This is a genomic window from Chloroflexota bacterium (assembly GCA_040902225.1).
Taxonomy (GTDB): Bacteria; Chloroflexota; Limnocylindria; order QHBO01; family QHBO01; genus CF-167.
On record JBBDXT010000002.1, the window covers coordinates 322106 to 338224 of the forward strand.

Annotated in this window: 17 protein-coding genes; 3 read left to right on the forward strand and 14 right to left on the reverse strand. The window is 68.0% G+C overall.

The window, feature by feature from the left end; all coding sequences use genetic code 11:
- Nucleotides 1-6: 6 nt before the first annotated feature.
- From cofE to WEB29_01755, 5 genes are all read right to left on the reverse strand, one after another.
- Nucleotides 7-756, reverse strand: a complete 750-nt coding sequence (gene cofE / locus WEB29_01735; protein ID MEX2135668.1) for a coenzyme F420-0:L-glutamate ligase — start codon at nucleotides 754-756, stop codon at nucleotides 7-9.
- A complete protein-coding gene (gene cofC / locus WEB29_01740) occupies nucleotides 753-1349 on the reverse strand; it encodes a 2-phospho-L-lactate guanylyltransferase (GenBank protein ID MEX2135669.1) in 597 nt (198 codons plus the stop codon). The genes cofE and cofC overlap by 4 nt, the downstream gene beginning before the upstream one ends.
- Nucleotides 1346-2287 (reverse strand): 2-phospho-L-lactate transferase, encoded by a 942-nt coding sequence (gene cofD, locus WEB29_01745; GenBank protein ID MEX2135670.1) that lies wholly within the window; start codon nucleotides 2285-2287, stop codon nucleotides 1346-1348. The genes cofC and cofD overlap by 4 nt, the downstream gene beginning before the upstream one ends.
- Nucleotides 2288-2653: 366 nt before the next feature.
- Nucleotides 2654-3592: an LLM class flavin-dependent oxidoreductase gene (locus WEB29_01750; GenBank protein MEX2135671.1), complete on the reverse strand. Its 939-nt coding sequence runs from the start codon at nucleotides 3590-3592 to the stop codon at nucleotides 2654-2656.
- Nucleotides 3589-4002: a PPOX class F420-dependent oxidoreductase gene (locus WEB29_01755; GenBank protein ID MEX2135672.1), complete on the reverse strand. Its 414-nt coding sequence runs from the start codon at nucleotides 4000-4002 to the stop codon at nucleotides 3589-3591. The genes WEB29_01750 and WEB29_01755 overlap by 4 nt, the downstream gene beginning before the upstream one ends.
- Nucleotides 4003-4030: 28 nt before the next feature.
- On the opposite strand from WEB29_01755, the gene WEB29_01760 reads away from it, so the two are divergent.
- Nucleotides 4031-5173: a molybdopterin-binding protein gene (locus tag WEB29_01760; GenBank protein MEX2135673.1), complete on the forward strand. Its 1143-nt coding sequence runs from the start codon at nucleotides 4031-4033 to the stop codon at nucleotides 5171-5173.
- 57 nt (nucleotides 5174-5230) lie between these two features.
- Here WEB29_01760 and WEB29_01765 read toward each other — a convergent pair whose 3' ends face one another.
- The 9 genes from WEB29_01765 to WEB29_01805 all read right to left on the reverse strand — a co-directional run bounded on the left by WEB29_01765 (nucleotide 5231) and on the right by WEB29_01805 (nucleotide 14811).
- Nucleotides 5231-6961: a sialidase family protein gene (locus WEB29_01765; GenBank protein ID MEX2135674.1), complete on the reverse strand. Its 1731-nt coding sequence runs from the start codon at nucleotides 6959-6961 to the stop codon at nucleotides 5231-5233.
- 365 nt (nucleotides 6962-7326) lie between these two features.
- Entirely contained in the window at nucleotides 7327-8205 is an 879-nt protein-coding gene (locus tag WEB29_01770; protein MEX2135675.1) for a diacylglycerol kinase family protein, read from the reverse strand.
- Nucleotides 8202-8816 (reverse strand): hypothetical protein, encoded by a 615-nt coding sequence (locus WEB29_01775; protein MEX2135676.1) that lies wholly within the window; start codon nucleotides 8814-8816, stop codon nucleotides 8202-8204. The genes WEB29_01770 and WEB29_01775 overlap by 4 nt, the downstream gene beginning before the upstream one ends.
- Before the next feature lie 51 nt (nucleotides 8817-8867).
- A complete protein-coding gene (gene hydA / locus WEB29_01780) occupies nucleotides 8868-10247 on the reverse strand; it encodes a dihydropyrimidinase (GenBank protein ID MEX2135677.1) in 1380 nt (459 codons plus the stop codon).
- Between the two features lie 252 nt (nucleotides 10248-10499).
- A complete protein-coding gene (locus WEB29_01785) occupies nucleotides 10500-10937 on the reverse strand; it encodes a VOC family protein (protein ID MEX2135678.1) in 438 nt (145 codons plus the stop codon).
- A gap of 1 nt (nucleotide 10938) precedes the next feature.
- Complete coding sequence (locus WEB29_01790) at nucleotides 10939-12123, reverse strand: aminotransferase class I/II-fold pyridoxal phosphate-dependent enzyme (protein MEX2135679.1); 1185 nt, start codon at nucleotides 12121-12123, stop codon at nucleotides 10939-10941.
- Between the two features lies 1 nt (nucleotide 12124).
- A complete protein-coding gene (locus WEB29_01795; GenBank protein ID MEX2135680.1) occupies nucleotides 12125-12781 on the reverse strand; it encodes a peroxiredoxin-like family protein in 657 nt (218 codons plus the stop codon).
- Nucleotides 12774-13784 carry a TIGR03842 family LLM class F420-dependent oxidoreductase gene (locus tag WEB29_01800; GenBank protein ID MEX2135681.1) on the reverse strand — a complete coding sequence of 337 codons (1011 nt, stop codon included), beginning with the start codon at nucleotides 13782-13784 and terminating at the stop codon, nucleotides 12774-12776. The genes WEB29_01795 and WEB29_01800 overlap by 8 nt, the downstream gene beginning before the upstream one ends.
- A 178-nt stretch (nucleotides 13785-13962) precedes the next feature.
- Nucleotides 13963-14811 carry a nitrilase-related carbon-nitrogen hydrolase gene (locus WEB29_01805; protein MEX2135682.1) on the reverse strand — a complete coding sequence of 283 codons (849 nt, stop codon included), beginning with the start codon at nucleotides 14809-14811 and terminating at the stop codon, nucleotides 13963-13965.
- Between the two features lie 101 nt (nucleotides 14812-14912).
- Between WEB29_01805 and WEB29_01810 the strand changes: the two genes are divergently transcribed.
- Together WEB29_01810 and WEB29_01815 are read left to right on the forward strand one after the other, a co-directional pair.
- A complete protein-coding gene (locus tag WEB29_01810) occupies nucleotides 14913-15434 on the forward strand; it encodes a hypothetical protein (protein ID MEX2135683.1) in 522 nt (173 codons plus the stop codon).
- Between the two features lie 85 nt (nucleotides 15435-15519).
- A complete protein-coding gene (locus tag WEB29_01815) occupies nucleotides 15520-16119 on the forward strand; it encodes an AAA family ATPase (GenBank protein ID MEX2135684.1) in 600 nt (199 codons plus the stop codon).

The following is a 16119-nucleotide window of genomic DNA, read 5'->3' on the forward strand; positions in this document are numbered from 1 at the left end:
GGCGACCTAGGGGAAGAGGTCCAGTTCGCGATCCATGACCAGGGCGGAGGCTCCCCCCTCTCCGGCCTGGTACTCGTATCCACGCACAACCACCACCGGTCGCTGGGCCACCTTCCCGCCGGCAAGGTCCGCCGCCGATGCAAGCTCGTCCGCCACCGCAATGACCGTCGAGTGCATGACCCGATCCTGGGCATCCGGCGTCCCGCGCAGGTCGAGCAATGGCTCCAGCCCGGCGGACCCGATCGCCACGTTGACGATCCCGTTGCGCCACGGCCGTCCGAACGAGTCGCTGATGACGACTGCCGGGCGCGCGCCAGCCAGCTCGCCCAACCGATCGCGAAGCGCCCGCGCCGAACCGTCGGGGTCCTCGGGCAGCAGCGTCGCGACTTCCCCACCACCCACGTTTGAGAGGTCGACCCCCGCGTTGGCGCACACGAGGCCATGCCGCGTCCGCGAGATGATCAGCCCGCCAGGGGCCATGCGCAGCACCTCGGCGCTCTCCTGCAGGACCAGCTCGACCTGCCGCGCGTCCTTCCCCCACTGCGCCGCCCATTCGCGCGCCTCCGCGCGCGGGGTGACCGTGGACAGCTCGACCACTCGCCCCTCGGCCTTGCTGACGACCTTCTGGGTCACGACCAGGATGTCCTCACCCTTGAGCCCGATGTCGGCGGCGACCAGCGCCGCCGCGATGAATCCCGCCAGGTCGTCGCCCGGCTTGATCTCCGGGATGCCGTCGACGGCGATGAGCGAGATCACGCCGCGTCGCCCAGCTCGATCCAGCGCGCCAGGTCGGCGGGGGTGTCCAGGTCGAAGGCCAGTCCGGGCCGATGCACCTCCGAGAGCGGGACGCCTGCCGCTTCCGCCTCGGCTAGATGCGCGGCAAAGGACCCCACGCCGAAGCGCAACGCGATCGCGTCCGGCGGTCGGAGGGCCAGCGCGTTGGTGCCGGTCCCGGCCCGATCCGGTGCGATCGCCACGCCCCCGGCCTCCGGCAGCGCATCGAGCAGGGCAGCGACGTCATCGGTTCCCAGGTTGGGAAGGTCGCCATGCAGGATCACCAGGGTCCTGACCCCCTCGCCGATCGCCTCCCCGCGGGCCTGCCCCAGGCCTGCGTTGAGTCCCATGCCGCGCTGTACGACGAGCCTGGCGCCCGCGGCGTTGACCAACGCTTCGAGCGATTCGGAGGGGGTGATGACCACTACGTCACCGCAGGCTTCGTGTGCCACGCGGAGCACCTGCTCCAGCAGGCGTCGAGCGAGCGCTTCCCGCTCACCGTCGTCGAGCACCGGCGCCAGGCGGGTCTTGGCAGCGGCCAGGCCACGGTGCGGCACGATGATCCGGACGCTCACCCGGGGAGCATACCCTCGCCCAGCTCCAGCAGGGCTCGCGCCAGGCTGGCCCGGTCGTCGTCGCTGCGCATCACCGTCGGCAGGGCCCTGACGCCCATGCCGAGCGCCTCGATCTGCGGCGCCAGCACCTCGTCCAGCTCGTCGATCACGAATCTGCCGATGAGCCCTTCGTACAGGCGCGCCACGCCCAGTGCGCTCGACTCGTGTCCGAGCGAGGTCAGCATGCGGTCCGCCGGTCCGCGCAGCGCTCTGCCAGCCACGATCCCGCTGACGCCGATCCGCGGCGCCGGCGAGGCGAGGAGCGCATCCCGCATGCCGGGGATGGCCAGGATCGGGCCGATGCTGACGATCGGGTTGGACGGACCGATCACGACCAGCTCGGCGTTGGCCAGCGCCACCAGCGCGGGGGGGCTGGGTCGGGCGGCATCGGTCCCATCGAAGCGCACGGCGCGCACCTCATCGCGCTGGCCGCGCTGCACGAAGTAGGCCTGGAAGTCGAGCTCACCGGCATCGGTCAACAGGCGGGTTCGGAGCCGATCGTCGGTGGCCGGGACCAGGTGGCTCGACACGCCCAGGGAGCCGGCGATGGCCGCGGTTGCATCGGTCAGGGAGGCTCCGTCGCGCATCAGGTGGGCGCGGCGCACGTGGGTCGCCAGGTCGGCGTCCCCGATCCGGAACCACGTCTCGGCGCCGTACCGCGCCAGCTGCTCCATGGCCGTGAACGTGTCCCCGGCCACGCCCCACCCCTGCTCGCGGTCGGGGATGCCGGCGAGGGTATACATGATGGTGTCGAGGTCGGGGCAGACGAGCAGGCCGTGCTGCTCGGCGTCGTCTCCCACATTGACGATCACCGTCAGGTCCCCGGGCGGGAGCACCATCTGGAACCCGTGGGCGAGCTTGGCGCCGCCGGTCCCGCCGGCGAGGAGCGTGACTTTCATGGGGAGAGCGTAGCGCTCTCTTTGCTGCGCACGCCGCGCAGGTATTACCTCCAGTGCTATATCCGCGCATATCGGGGCTCGGAGGCGCTTCCCGCGCGACCGGTGAGCACCTTGAGGACTGCCAGCGCACATCTGGAGCCCTTCATGCGCCGATGTAGCACTGTGGGTAGTAGCAGGCCTATGAGCGCTCCGCTACCAATCCCATTGGTACAACCGCGCCCCAACCCCACGTCGGGCGCGGCGCTACCAACAGGGCTGGTGCAAATGAGCCGGAACTGCACCCAGAACGGCTCGGGAGGGCTCCGACGCGCTGTTGTACCAATGTCACTGGTAAGCGGCCCAAGGCGCCGAGGCGAGCAGCCCGGCTCAGCCGGCCTCCAACATCGGCTTCACCTGGGTGATCAACCGCTCCATGCTCTCGCCGTCGTGGGGCGCAGGAAAACCGATGATGAAGTGCCGGAACCCAATCCCCAGGTACGGCCGCATCATCTCGGCGACCTGCTCCGGCGTCCCGATGTTCTGGTTGGGCCAGGCCCGCGCCCTGCCGTTGTGCGCGAAGAGCTCGTCGTTCACGCGGCGCGCCTCGGCCTCGGTGTCGCGGATGACCGTGACCCCCATCCCCACCGTCCGCTCGATCTCGGATTCGTCGCGCCCGACCTCGGCGCAGTGGCGGCGGAGGACCTCGTCCTTGTGCTTGACGTTCTCGAAGCCACCACCGAGGTTGCACATGTCCGCGTACAGCGCGACGGTCCGCAGCGTGCGACGCTCACCACCACCCCCGATCAGCAGCGGGAACCGCGCCTGCACCGGCGGCGGGTCGTTCCGAACGGCGCGCGCCGCATAGAACTCCTCGCCAGACGGCTGCTGACCCAGGAGCATGCCGCGCATGATGCGGGCCGCCTCGTCGAGCCAGCGCAGCCGCTCGCCGGGCGAGCCGCCGAACGGGATCCCGAAGGCCGTATGCTCGGTCTCGAACCAGGCTGCGCCGATTCCCAGGATCGCCCGCCCGCCGGAGACGTGATCCAGGGCGGTCGCCATCTTGGCCACCAGGGCTGGGTTGCGGTACGTGTTGGCGCCGACCATCAGCCCGATCCGAGCCCGCTCGGTGGCACCGGCCCAGCCGGCGATCACCATCCAGCCCTCGAGCATCGGGCCCTGGTCAGAGCCCACGATCGGGTAGAGGTGGTCCCAGGTCCATAGGTCGTCGTAGCCGAGCTCGTCAGCGTGGACCGCCGCGGCGCGCAGAGCTGGCCAGGTGGTGTACTGGTTCCAGGCCAGCATGCCCAGCTTGACGGGCGAGCTCACGTGTGGCGGATCACCCGCTCGACGTGGACCGTGATGTCGACCCGGTCGCCCATCGCGAACGAGCCCTCGCCCTGCCCGTAGCGGTGGGCCATGGCCCAGATGTTGGCAAGTGCCTTCTCGCGGTCGTCAGAGAGCTCGGCGCGGCCCTCGATGGTGACGTAATCGGTCCCCTCCTCGAAGCAGAGGCTGACGCGCGGGTCACGCCGCAGGTGGCGATCCTTGATGCGACCGGCGAGCGTGTTGAGCAGGACCACGTCGTCCCGATCGGGATCCAGGTCGAACCAGATCACCGACAGCTTCGGCATGCAGTCCTTGCCGATGGTGGCCATCACCGGGAATCGCAGCTTGCTGAGCAGCCATTCCCGCAGTTCCGGGGTGATCGTGTCGGCTGTCGTCATGGATGAGGCCACGTTCCGCATGCTACTAGACTCCGGACCGATGGACCCCGAGAGCAACGGACCCACCGCCGAGCTGCTCAGCATCGGCTCGGAGCTGCTCGCCGGGGAGACGATCGACACCAACGCAGCCTTCCTCGGATCGGCGCTCGCACGCCTCGGGATCCCGCTGCGAAGCATCCGCGCGCTGCCCGATGACCGGGCGGTGATCGCCGCAGCCTTCGCCGAGGCCGGCGGCCGCGTCCCGCTGGTGGTGGCCACCGGTGGCCTGGGGCCGACCCACGACGACCTGACCCGCGAGGGACTGGCCGATGCCCTGGGCGAGGAGCTGATCCCAGACCACGCCCTCGAGGCGCAGCTGCGGAAGCGCTTCGCGGCCTTCGGAACGATGCCCGAGTCCAACCTGCGCCAGGCCCTGCGTGTGCCATCAGCCGCGGCGCTCCCCAACCCCATCGGCTCCGCGCCCGGTTGGTGGGTGGATCGGGAAGGGTTGGTCGTGGTGTTGATGCCCGGAGTCCCGTCGGAGATGCGGCGCATGTGGAACGAGCAGGTCGTCCATCGTCTTGCCGGCCGCTTCGCGCTGCGGCCCGTCCACGCGCGGAGCGTGAAGACGTTTGGGATCGGCGAGTCAGCCCTGGCCGAGATGGTCGGCGACCTGCTGGCGGAGCCCGGTGCCGGCGTTGATGCGGGCATCTACGCGCACGACGACGGCGTGCACCTGCGCTTCTGGACCCGAGGTGAGGTGGAAGCCCTGGATGCGCCGGTGGCGCGTGCGCTGGCTCTCCTCGGCGACCGGGCGTATGGCACCGACGAAGCCGGTCTCGCGGGAGTGGCACTCGCTGCACTCGGGCGCGCGGGCGCCGCGACCGTCGCCTCGTGGGAAGCCGACACCCGCGGCACGTTGCTCTCCATCCTGGCCGCTGCCGAGGCAGCTCCCGGGTCGGCGCAATTTGTTGGCGGTCTGCTCGACGGCGGCGGCGCCATGTCCACCCTGGTGGCCGACGCGGTGATCCAGGTCTCGCTGCTCCCGACCGATGCCCATGGTCGCAGCCGCGTCCGCGTCTCGGTGACCGGAACCGTCAGCCTGCCGATGGTCGAGGTGCGCGTGCACGGCAGCGGGCCGCAGCGCGCTCGACGCGCGGCCTTTGCGGCGTTGGACCAGGTGCGGAGGGCTTTCGCGGGATAGGGCGAGGCCCCCGGTCGGAACCGAGGGCCTCGCGGTACTCAACTGTGGTGACAGCTGCTACGGGATTGACAACCGATTGCCGTAGATGTTCTGGTCAACGCCACCGGCGTTCGCGCACTGGTCGGCGCCGTACGTCACGCCGTCAGTCCCCAGCACACGGCATTGCAAGACATCGAAACCATCCTGCACCGTCTCGCGTGGATCGGTGCCCGGGACGACGTTGCGGTTATCGGTCCAGGTCACATACGCCTCCAGGTCTCCCCCGTCGTCCACGATGGAGACCCAGTTGTAGTCGCCCTGGAACGGGACCTGCCGATTACCGAACATCTCGTACTGGGGCTGGTGCCCGACGTCCGACACCTTGATTGACGACCAGGTGCTCAGATCGGACGCCGATGCCGAAGCCACGAACGTATTCACCACGTCGTCCGAGGCGCACGCCGTGGCCGAAGCGGTGTTGCCCATCGGCCGCTGGACGCTCCAGCAGTCGTCGGTCCGGCTGTCCTGCCAGACCACTGCAAGGGTGCCGTTCAACGCGTCGATATCAGGGAAGAACTGATGGCCGACACCCCCGGCGTTGTCTACCTTGACTGGGCTGCTCCACGTGGCTCCATCGTCCGTCGATGCGACGACGTAGACGACTGAGCGGCCGACCTTGCCTGGACCGGCCGAGTTGTAGCTGTTCGCCGGGTTGGGGACGATCGTCGCCGGATCGACCGCGTTGTAGACGAGGTAGACACCGTCCGTGGTGGCGTTCTGGTCTGCCGTTGAGCGTGGCTCCAGGGGCACGCGGGCGAACACGAACCCGGTTGGGCAGAGCTCCGCGCCGTCACCGCAGTCGCGGCTGCCATCGAGCGGGTTGTACGGCGTGATGTCTTGGATCTTCTTCGGTCTGCTGAAGCTCGCTCCAGCATCGGTCGAGCGCACGAAGAAGAGGGCATTGGCTCCCGGCACGCTCGCATCGTTGAAGGTGCGGAAGGTGACGTACAGGTCGCCGTCGCCCTCGATCGCGATGTCGCAGCCCTGCACCGAGCCGCTGAAGCCGTGCGTCGTCAGCTGGATCGGCCTGGAGAAGGATTCCCCGTTATCCGTACTCCGGCTGAGGTAGATCTTGTTCTGACCGAAGCCGGTGAAGCGCGACCAGCAGACGTAGACATTCCCCTCGGAGGCTTCATCGGTGCGGTCGACCTCGAGCATCGGCTTGTCCTGGAAGATCCCGAAGAAGTTCCGCGACGGGGTGCCGATTCCGACGACGCGGGTGTGCTTGTAGTTGACCGGGTAGTCCGGCGTCAGCCCGGGAATGACCACATCGCCGGACGTGTACTTCGCGACATACACGTGGCCGTTGATCGCATCGGCACGGTTGAAGCTGATCCCACCGACGAAGAGGTTGCCGTCGTTGTCGAAGGCGCCAATCGGGTCGCCCGCATCGGTGTGGGTGCCGAACAGCGGAGACGCCTGGCCCTCTGCGGACGTGTCCTCTGGATAGCCGGGCACGAAGGAGTCGACCCATGTCTCGCCACCGTCGCGCGAGTAGGCGAATCCCTGCCAGCCGTCCCCCAGGTCGGTCTGGCAGTAGTCGTTCCAGCCGGCGACCACCGTCTGGGGATCAGTGGGGTCGATCACGGAGAACGGCTCGTTGCCCTGGCGACGGCTCCCTCCGTCGTTGTTGTCAAGATCGTCGTCGTTTGGATTGGCGTCCGGCGCAGTGCTCGTCCCAGTGTTGTTGCAATGCAGGACCGCGTCGTCACTGCCGCCGTCGTGCCGGACATACGTCTGGCCGCTCACGGCGTCATCTCCCGGGTTGATCTGCGACAGCGCTATCGCAGATGTAGCCGACGCCACGATAAACGCCAGCGCCATGAAAATGGCCGTGAACCTGTGGAACGGCCTTGCGCGCAGTTTCATCTGGACCTACCTCGCTAACAATGTCTGCATCAATGTCCGCGTCATCGCGAACATGGAACCCGGCGAAGCCGTGTCCCGCAGACCAAGCGTTCGCGACCGTTAGGCGGCCTAACTGGAAAATAAGCAGCCAGTCTCAGGCCGATCGCGAGGAAGGCGACCCAGTGCCAGGGTCGTCATGGTGCCGTCCAGCCTAGGCCGATGGTCTCGGTCGCGCAACCGCGCCGCCCGCTTATTGGTGCCCTTGATCACCACTTCCCGATCAGTCGCACCGCGGCTGGACGGACCTCGAACTGCCACTCCCCCGCCTCGCCCATGTGGTCGCCATCGGCCTGGACGGGGATCAGCCGCGAGGTCAAGCTGGAGATGGTCAACGTGGTCGCCGGAACGCCCTGCGCCGCAGGCGGCCGGCGCGATGCCCAGCGGCCCACCTCAGCCGCCATGCGCGGCGCCGGGCCGGGGTAGACCCTCGCCGTCAGCTGGCCGGCGTCGGGGCGCGCACCGGGGTTGACGAGCAGCCCACGGCCGTAGAAGGGGGTCGTGCTGGCCACCATCAGAATCATCGGCCCTTCATGGATGGTTGCACCGTCGGCCACCACCCGGACCCGATGCCGCCGTGCGAGATCGGGCAGCGAGGCGGCCACCGCGGTCGCCCAGCCGCGGAGGCGTTGCGCACCCCCGGCGGTATATCGGCGCGCGACATCCGCGTCCCAGCCGGCCCCCGCGAAGAGCGCCAGGCGACCATTCACCGCCACCAGGTCGATCGGGCGAGCCTCAGCCGCCAGCAGGACGCCGGCCAGCGCGGCCGGGTGGCGGGGCAGGTTCAGCAGGTGTGCGGTCGCATTGCCGAACCCGGCCGGGATGTAGCCCAGGGTGACGTCCGGCCGATCGGCCACGGCGTTGTAGGCGACCCCCAGCGAACCGTCGCCGCCCACGATCACGACCGTCGCGTACTCGCCCAAGCGCTCGTCGAGGAAGGCGCGCAGCTCGTCGCGGTCGCGCGTGGCGGTGACGTGCAGGTCCGCGTCCAGCGCGCGACGGGCGAGCGCCACGGCGGAGCGCACGCGCGTCGAGTGCGCCGAGCCGGCCCCCTCGTTGACGAAGATCGCCGCCGGTTGGAGTTTCAGGGCAGGCCGCTGATGATCTCAGCGGCGATTTCCTGGTCGCTGGGGACCAGGAACACCAGCACGTCACCATCGACGTACAGGTAATTCGTCGCAGGGCCGTCGGCTGCCGTCTCGACCTGCTTGCCGTCGATCGTGGTGGCGGTCCAATCCAGCGGGGTATCGCGCGAGGAATCAGTGGCCTTCTTGAAGGCCACTGCGAGTCGGTCGGAGTCAACTCCCGCGGCACGAAACACAAACATCCTTGCGCTGAAATTGACGGTCGCGGAGTAGCCGACTCCGATCGCCAGCGACACCTCGTTCTCCGAAACACCGAGATCCTGAAGTAACGTGCCGATGACATCGGCGTCGAACTCAAGCAGGGACTCGTTGCCCCGCATGCTTACCTTCTTCATTGCCACGCCCGCGACGGCGTCGGGGATCCAGGCCTCGAGGTCGGCGACAGCTCCTTCGGTCAAGGACGGCAGGATGCCGCCATCGGGAGCAAGCTCCTCCGAGGCAGCCGCCGCTGCGTCGGTCGACGGCTCGCCGGCGTTGCTCGATGCTGCCGAAGTGCAAGCAATGAGGACAATGGCCAGTGTCGCCAGTGCGGCAGCGGCCCGCAATCGGTTCACGCGGTCCCTTCTCCTCGGGGTTGGGTGGTCGAGGATACCCCGAGTGGGCGGCTACTTCAGATAAGCACTTCGCTGGCGCCTCAGAAATTGGCCGTCGCCCCTGGCGCCCAGCCATTCCTCGCCATCCACCAGGATCTTGCCGCGCGCCAAGACGACGTCGGCGGCCCCAGTCACCTCGCGACCCTCGTAGCATGAATAGTCGACGTTCATGTGGTGGGTCGAGGCGCTGATGGTGTGCTTCCGCGCCGGGTCGTAGATCACCAGGTCCGCGTCCAGCCCCACCGCGACGGCTCCCTTCTGCGGGAGCCCGAACATGCGGGCCGGCGCGGTCGACATGACCTCCACCCATCGGTTCGGAGTCAGGCGCCCGGCCACCACCCCACCGTCGTGGAGGAGGTCGACCCGGTTCTCGACCCCGGGCAGCCCGTTCGGGACCTTGCGGAAGTCACCGACCCCCATCTCCTTCTGTCCGTGGAAGTCAAACGGGCAGTGGTCGGTCGACACGACCTGCAGGTCGTCCTTGAGGAGACCCAGCCACAGGTCGTCAGCGTGGTCGGCGGGTCGCAGCGGCGGTGAGCACACGAACTTGGCGCCGTTGAAGCCGCCTCCCATGTCCTCGAGTGACAGGAAGAGGTATTGCGGGCAGGTCTCGGCGAAGGCGGGCAGGCCCTCGTCGCGGGCTCGCCTGACCTCGTTCAAAGCCTCGCGGGCGGAGAGATGCACGATGTAGACCGGCGCGCCCGCCACCTCGGCGAGGCGGATGACGCGGTTGGTCGCCTCGCCCTCCAGCACTGGCGAGCGACTGGTGCCGTGGTAATACGGATCCGTGTTGCCGGCGTCGAAGGTCTGTCCGGCGACCACGTCGATGGCCAGGCCATTCTCGGCGTGCATCATGATCAGGCCGCCGTTCTTCGCCGACTGCTGCATCGCCCGGAAGATGGCCCCGTCATCGGAGAAGAAGACGCCGGGGTAGGCGGTGAACAGCTTGAAGGTGGTCACCCCCTCGTCAACCAGGGTGTCCATCTCGGCCAGGACGTCGTCGCGGACGTCGCTGATTATCATGTGGAAGCCGTAGTCGATGCAGGCATTGCCATCGGCCTTTTCATGCCAGGCGTCGAGGCCGTCGCGCAGCGCCTTGCCCCGGGGCTGGACCGCGAAGTCGACGATGGTCGTCGTCCCTCCGAAGGCAGCCGCGCGGGTCCCGGTCTCGAAGGTGTCCTTGGCAGCGGTCCCCCCGAAGGGCAGCTCCATGTGGGTGTGCACGTCGATGGCACCGGGGATGACCCACTTGCCCGATGCGTCCACGGTGCGGTCGGCGGTCGCGGCCAGGTCGGTGCCGATCATGGCAATCCTCTCGCCGTCGACCAGGACGTCGGCCCGGGTGGTGGCGTCGGCGTTGACGACGGTGCCGTTCTTGATCAGCGTGCGCATCGCGTTCCTCCCTGCGTGGGGGTGTTCGTGGCTCGGTTCGCGGGGGTGGGGGAACCGATGGTAGCGCGCTGGTGCGGAACCGCGTAATTCTCACCCGTGGAGGCTCACCACGGCACGGTGCCCTCGATGCCTCGGCTTGATGATCTATTTCTGACCTCGCGAGAGGTAAGCCGTCCTCACGATGCACGGCACGGCAGTTACCGGTTTACGCCCCCGCCGATGAGAATTAGCCCGGCTCGGTGATCGTCCGGGTCATCCCGCGAGGGGATCCGACCCCTGCTGATGCATCCAGGGCGTGTACACGATGCCCACCAGGATCCCCTCCGGGCTGAGGAGGCGAGCCACGGTCTGACCCCACGGCTCGACCTTCGGTTCGACCAGGAGCCGATACCCACGCGCCGCCATCTCGGCCGCGGCGGGAGCAACGGCATCCGCCGACTCGACGTCGAGCTCGACCCCTGCCGTCGGCTCGGGGATGTCCGCCGGCCAGGTGGCCGTGCCGAAGCACGCGTCGGCTGCCTCGGAGAGCGGCCAAAGGCCGAAGTGCTTCACGCCATCGAGGTCGTCGGTGGCCCAGTAGCCGGGCGCGGTCTCCCCCATCTTGATGCCCAGGCCGTCGACCCAGAAGGCGCGGCTGGCTTCCACGTCCTTCACGATCGGCGCGAAGCCGGCCACGAAGCTTGGCTTCATCTCATGTTCCTTCCTCTGCCTCTGCGTACGCGGCGGCGAAGCCCGGGATTCCGCGCTCGACCATCTCGTCGGTGGCGGTGAGGCTGATCCGGAACCAGCCCGGCACCTCGACGATGGTCCCCGGCAGCACCAGCACGCGGTGCTTGGCGAGCAGGTCGGAGAAGGCCACGTCGTCCGCGATCGGCGCGCGCGCCATGACGTAGAAGCTGCCCTCCGGCATGGTCGTCTCGTAGCCGATCTCGCGCAGGGCGCCGACCAGCCGATCACGGCGGCGCTGCATGGCGGCGATGTCGATCAACAGCTCCTCGAGATCCTCGATAGCGTGCTGCAGCAGCGCATTCGGGAATGCGTAGCCGGTCGCAAACTGCGACACGAAGACCGTCTCGCGGAACGCCTCGCGGTCGGGCATGGTGGGAGGCACGGTCAGGTAGCCGATGCGCTGACCCGGTGCCAGCAGCTGCTTCCCATAGGAATAGGTGACGACCGTGTGCGGATACGCTTCCGCCGGTGAGTGGAAGGTGCGGCCATCGAAAATGATCCGGTTGTAGGGCTCATCGGAGACCAGGAAGATCGGGTGGCCGATGCGGGCTGAAGCATCGGTCAGGGTCCGTGCCAGCGCCTCGAGCGTCTCGAGCGGATAGACCCGCCCACTGGGGTTGTGCGGCGAGTTGAAGAGCAGGGCCCGGGTCCGCGGCGTGATCGCAGCTGCGATCGCCTCGAGGTCCGGCTCAAAGGCTGGCGGGGCGAGGTGGAGCCGGACCGGCACGCCGTCGGCGGCGAGGATCATGAACTCGTAGAAGAACCACGGCGGCGAGAGGAAGATGACCTCGTCACCCGGCTCGACCAGCGCGCGCATGGCGACGGCCAGGGCCGCGAAGCCGCCGTTGGTCATCGCCACGTCGGCGGGGTCCCACTCCATTCCTGTCCGCTGCGACAGGCCGCGGGCCACCGCGATCCTCGACTTCGGCTCGCTGTCCTTGTAGGCGAACCAGTCGCGGCGACGTGGCTCGAGGTGCTTTCGGAGCGAGTCGACATAGGCCGGCATCGGGAAGTCCTGGGGATTGCCAACCGCGAAGTTGGCGATCTCCGGATTGGCGTTCAGCTTGCTGAACGGGCCGGTGAAGAACGCCATGAACGGCGCGATGCTTTGGCGCAGCTGATCGATCTTGCGGACGGTCGTGGCCATCTCAGCCCTCCGCCGCGGCAATGGCGCCAAGGAGGACCGTCTTCGGCGGAAGGTCCTCGCAGTACTGGTAGCGGTGCGCCAGCGCGATGCGCCCGTTGGAGCCGATCACGAATTCACCCGGAAGCTGCCAGGGGGAGTCGACCACCGCCCGCTCCGTCCCCCGCCGCGGCTCAATGAAGAGTGTCCGCGCCGTCTCTTCGTCCCCCGGCCGCCACGGGAAGTCGTGCAGGATCTGCGACGGCTGCCCCTCGAGCAGGCCGAATGCCCGATAGGCTGCCAGGTCCGGATCGCACAGGAGTGGGAACTGGTACTCGCGACGCTCCGCCACGGCCCGTGCCCGTTTCGGCTCGGACTGGCAGATGGCGACGACTCGGGCACCAGCTTCGGCGAAAGCGCTCAGCTCGAACTTCAGCCCCTCCCAGCGCTCCATCAGGCACGAGCAGCCGAAATGGCGCATGAAGATGACGAGCAGTGGCCCGTGGGCCCAGAAGTCGGAGAGGCGCCGCGGCTCGCCCGACGTGTCGAGCAGCATCGGGTCCGGCGCGACATCGCCGGCCTGGGGTGGCAGCTCCTCGTAGCGGATGCGCGTCGGCCCGACCAGCCATTGGCCCAGCCAGCGTTCCTCCGCCGCTGCTTCCAGCTGCTCGAGATCAGGCATGGGTCCTGCTCGCGGCCGAGAGCAGCGGCACGATCTGGCGGCCGTAGGCCTCCAGCTGGTCCTCCTCGTCGCCGTTCATCAGGTACATATTGAACTGGTCGACGCCCGCATCGGCCAGCTCATGCAGCTTGGCGACGTGCTCCTCGGCTTCGCCCAGCACGCAGAACCGATCCGTCACCCCGTCGCCAACGAAGGCGGCGTTGCCGGAACCGACCTCAGCGTGGTGGTGGTAGTCATAGCCCTCCCGGTTGCCGATGTAGCCGGTCAGCGCCTCAGGCAGCTGCTCGCGCGGGTACTTGTTGACGAGGTCGACGACATGATTGCTGACCAGTGCGGGGAACCACCGAGTGCGTTCGCGGCCGACCTCGCGCGGGCCGATGTGCGCGGGTGCGGCCGCCTGGACCTTGACGCTTCCGGACGGGCGACCCGCGGACGCCTCCGCTTCGCGCAGCTGTGAGACGAACCAGCGAATCAGGTCTGGATCGGCGAGCTGGAGGATGAGCCCATCCGCGACTCGGCCGGTCATGGCCAGCGCCATCGGCCCATAGCCGGCCACCCACACGGGTAACTTCCACTTGCCCGTCCACGGGAAGACCAGCTCGGTCCCCTCGAAGGTGACGCTGCGCCCTTCCACGAGGTCGCGGATGACAGAGATCGCCTCTTCCAGCGTCTTCATGGTGGTCGGCGGCTTGCCGAGCACCCGCCGTGCACTGTCGCCGCGGCCGATCCCCAGGTCCATCCGACCCCCGCTCAGCTCATCGAGGACAGCCAGGGCCGATGCCGTCACCGACGGCTCGCGCGTCGCTGGATTGGTCACGCAGGTGCCGAGGCGCAGCCGCTCGCTGGCCTGGACCATGAGGGTCAGCAGCACGTACGCCTCGCGCCACAGCACGTGGCTGTCGAAGAGCCAGCCATAGCTGAAGCCGTTGGCCTCCGCGCGCTTGGTCAGGTCGACGGTGCGGTTGAGGTCGTTCTCGGGCTTGAGCGTGAATCCGAAGTCCATCGGCTCCTCTATGACTCCCGCCTACCAATGTGGTTGGTACAAATGCGCCCGAGACGCCGTTCGCGCGTCGCCTCACCAGCGCCACTGGTAAAACCACGGTAATCGGGCCCCACGCGGCCGTTGCAGACGTCCATCGATGACGTTTCACCAACTCCATTGGTAAGCGGCGGCAACAGGGCTAGGGTCGCACCAGGTCGGCGTAGGCATCCGGGCGTCGATCGCGGTAGAACTGCCAGAGCTGGCGGACCTCGGTGATCATGTCCATGTCGAGGTCGCGGACGAGCAGCTCCTCCTTGTGGGCATCGCCCACGTTCCCGACGAACTGGCCGCGCGGATCGACGAAGTAGGACTGGCCGTAGAAGTCGTCCTCGCCCAGCGGCTCGATCCCGACCCGGTTGATCGTCCCGACGTAGTAGCCATTCGCCAGCGCGTGTGAGACCTGCTCCACGCGCCACAGGTACTCACTCAACCCGCGCGAGGTTGCCGAGGGGATGAAGACCAGCTCCGCCCCGTTGAGCCCCAGCGCCCGGGCTCCCTCCGGGAAGTGGCGGTCGTAGCAGATGTAGACCCCCACCTTCCCGACGGCAGTGTCGAAGACCGGATAGCCCATGTTGCCGGGGCGGAAGTAGAACTTCTCCCAGAAGCCCTTGACGTGGGGAATGTGGGTCTTGCGGTACTTGCCAAGGTACGTGCCGTCGGCGTCGATCACGGCGGCGGTGTTGTAGTAGATCCCGGTCGTCTCGGCGTCTTCCTCGTACATCGGCACGATCAGGACCATGCCGGTCTCCTTGGCCAGCGCCTGCATGCGCTCGGTCGTCGGCCCGCCGGGGATCTTCTCGGTATAGGCGAAGTACTGCGGGTCCTGCACCTGGCAGAAATAGGGGCCGTAGAAGAGCTCCTGGAAGCACATCACCTTGGCGCGCTGCTTGGCAGCCTCGCGCGCGTACTTCTCGTGCTTCGCGATCATCGACTCCTTGTCGCCGGTCCAGTCGGCCTGCAACAGGGCCGCGCGGACGACTCGCGCCATCGGGTTCCTCCTCGCCCTTCGGGCGGTGAGATGGTCGAAGGAGCCGATACTCTACACCGCACCATGCAACCGATCGACGAGCGAAGGCGTCCAAGTCGCCGATGAGAAAACTCGGCGTTGCGCTGCTGGCAGCCGCGGCAGGGATGGTGATGGGCGCCATGCCGGCGGCAGCCTCCTGTGCTCCACCCGTCCCGATCGACCAGGCCCTCCGCGACGCCGACAGCGTGTTTGTCGGGACAGTGGTTGGCCTGGAAAACGCAGGCCGGACTGCGTCCTTCGCCGTCGACGAGGTATGGCGCGGGCCGGATCTGCCAGCTCGTGCGATGGTCAACGGGGGGCCGGACGGGAACGCCATCACGGGCGTCGATCGGAGCTGGGAGGCGAACGGCAAGTATCTGGTCTTCGCTTCCGTCGTCAATGCGGAGCTTACCGATAACGCCTGTTCCAACACGCAGATCTGGTCTGGCGACCTGGCGGCGCTGCGTCCGAGCGATGCACGTCCGCCAGCTGATTCGACCGATAGCGGAACGGCGGGAGGGCTGCCGGGCAGGTTGCTGCTCGTCATCGGCATGCTGGTGACCATCGGGCTGGTCAGCGTCCTCGTCTTCCGCAAGGCACGCTGAGGCGCCGACGCCCCTCTCTCCACAGCCGAAATCAGGATGCCGCAGCCACGGCCGCATGATGGCCGGCGATACACTGGCGCCGCCCATGTCCTGGAACCATCCGGCCAAGATCGCGTTCATCGGCTCGCATTCCGTGCGCAAGACGAATGCCGTGCACGCCTTCGCCAGCACGGTCGGGAGGGCGGGGCGCAGCGTCGAGGTCGGCCGCGAGGTGATCCGCTTCAACCCGCTCGGCCTCAACGAAGGGGCCACGCCGGAGGCGCAGCTCTGGGTGCTGATGGCCCAGATCCAGCAGGAGCTGGAGCTTCGCAAGCGGGCGGAAGTTCTCGTGACGGATCGGTCCGTGGTGGACAACTTCGCGTACTTCCTGCGGGTGACCGATGGCGCCGACCCGTTCGGGGTGGAGCCTCTCATCCGCCGCTGGGCCACGACCTACGACCTGTTCGTGCGCCTGCTGCCCGACGTCGCGCTGCAGGCAGACGGCGTGCGGTCGACCAGCGATGCGTTCCGCGACGAGATCGAGGCGATCCTCGACCGCATCATCCCGATCTACATCCCCGGGCAGCGGCTCCTCATCGTCAACGCCTCGGACGTGACCGAGTCATTCGACTGGTGGGCGATCGCCGAGCGCCTGGCCACCCTCGTCGGTGAGAAGCTGCGCGCGCCGAGCGCGACACCGGCGTAG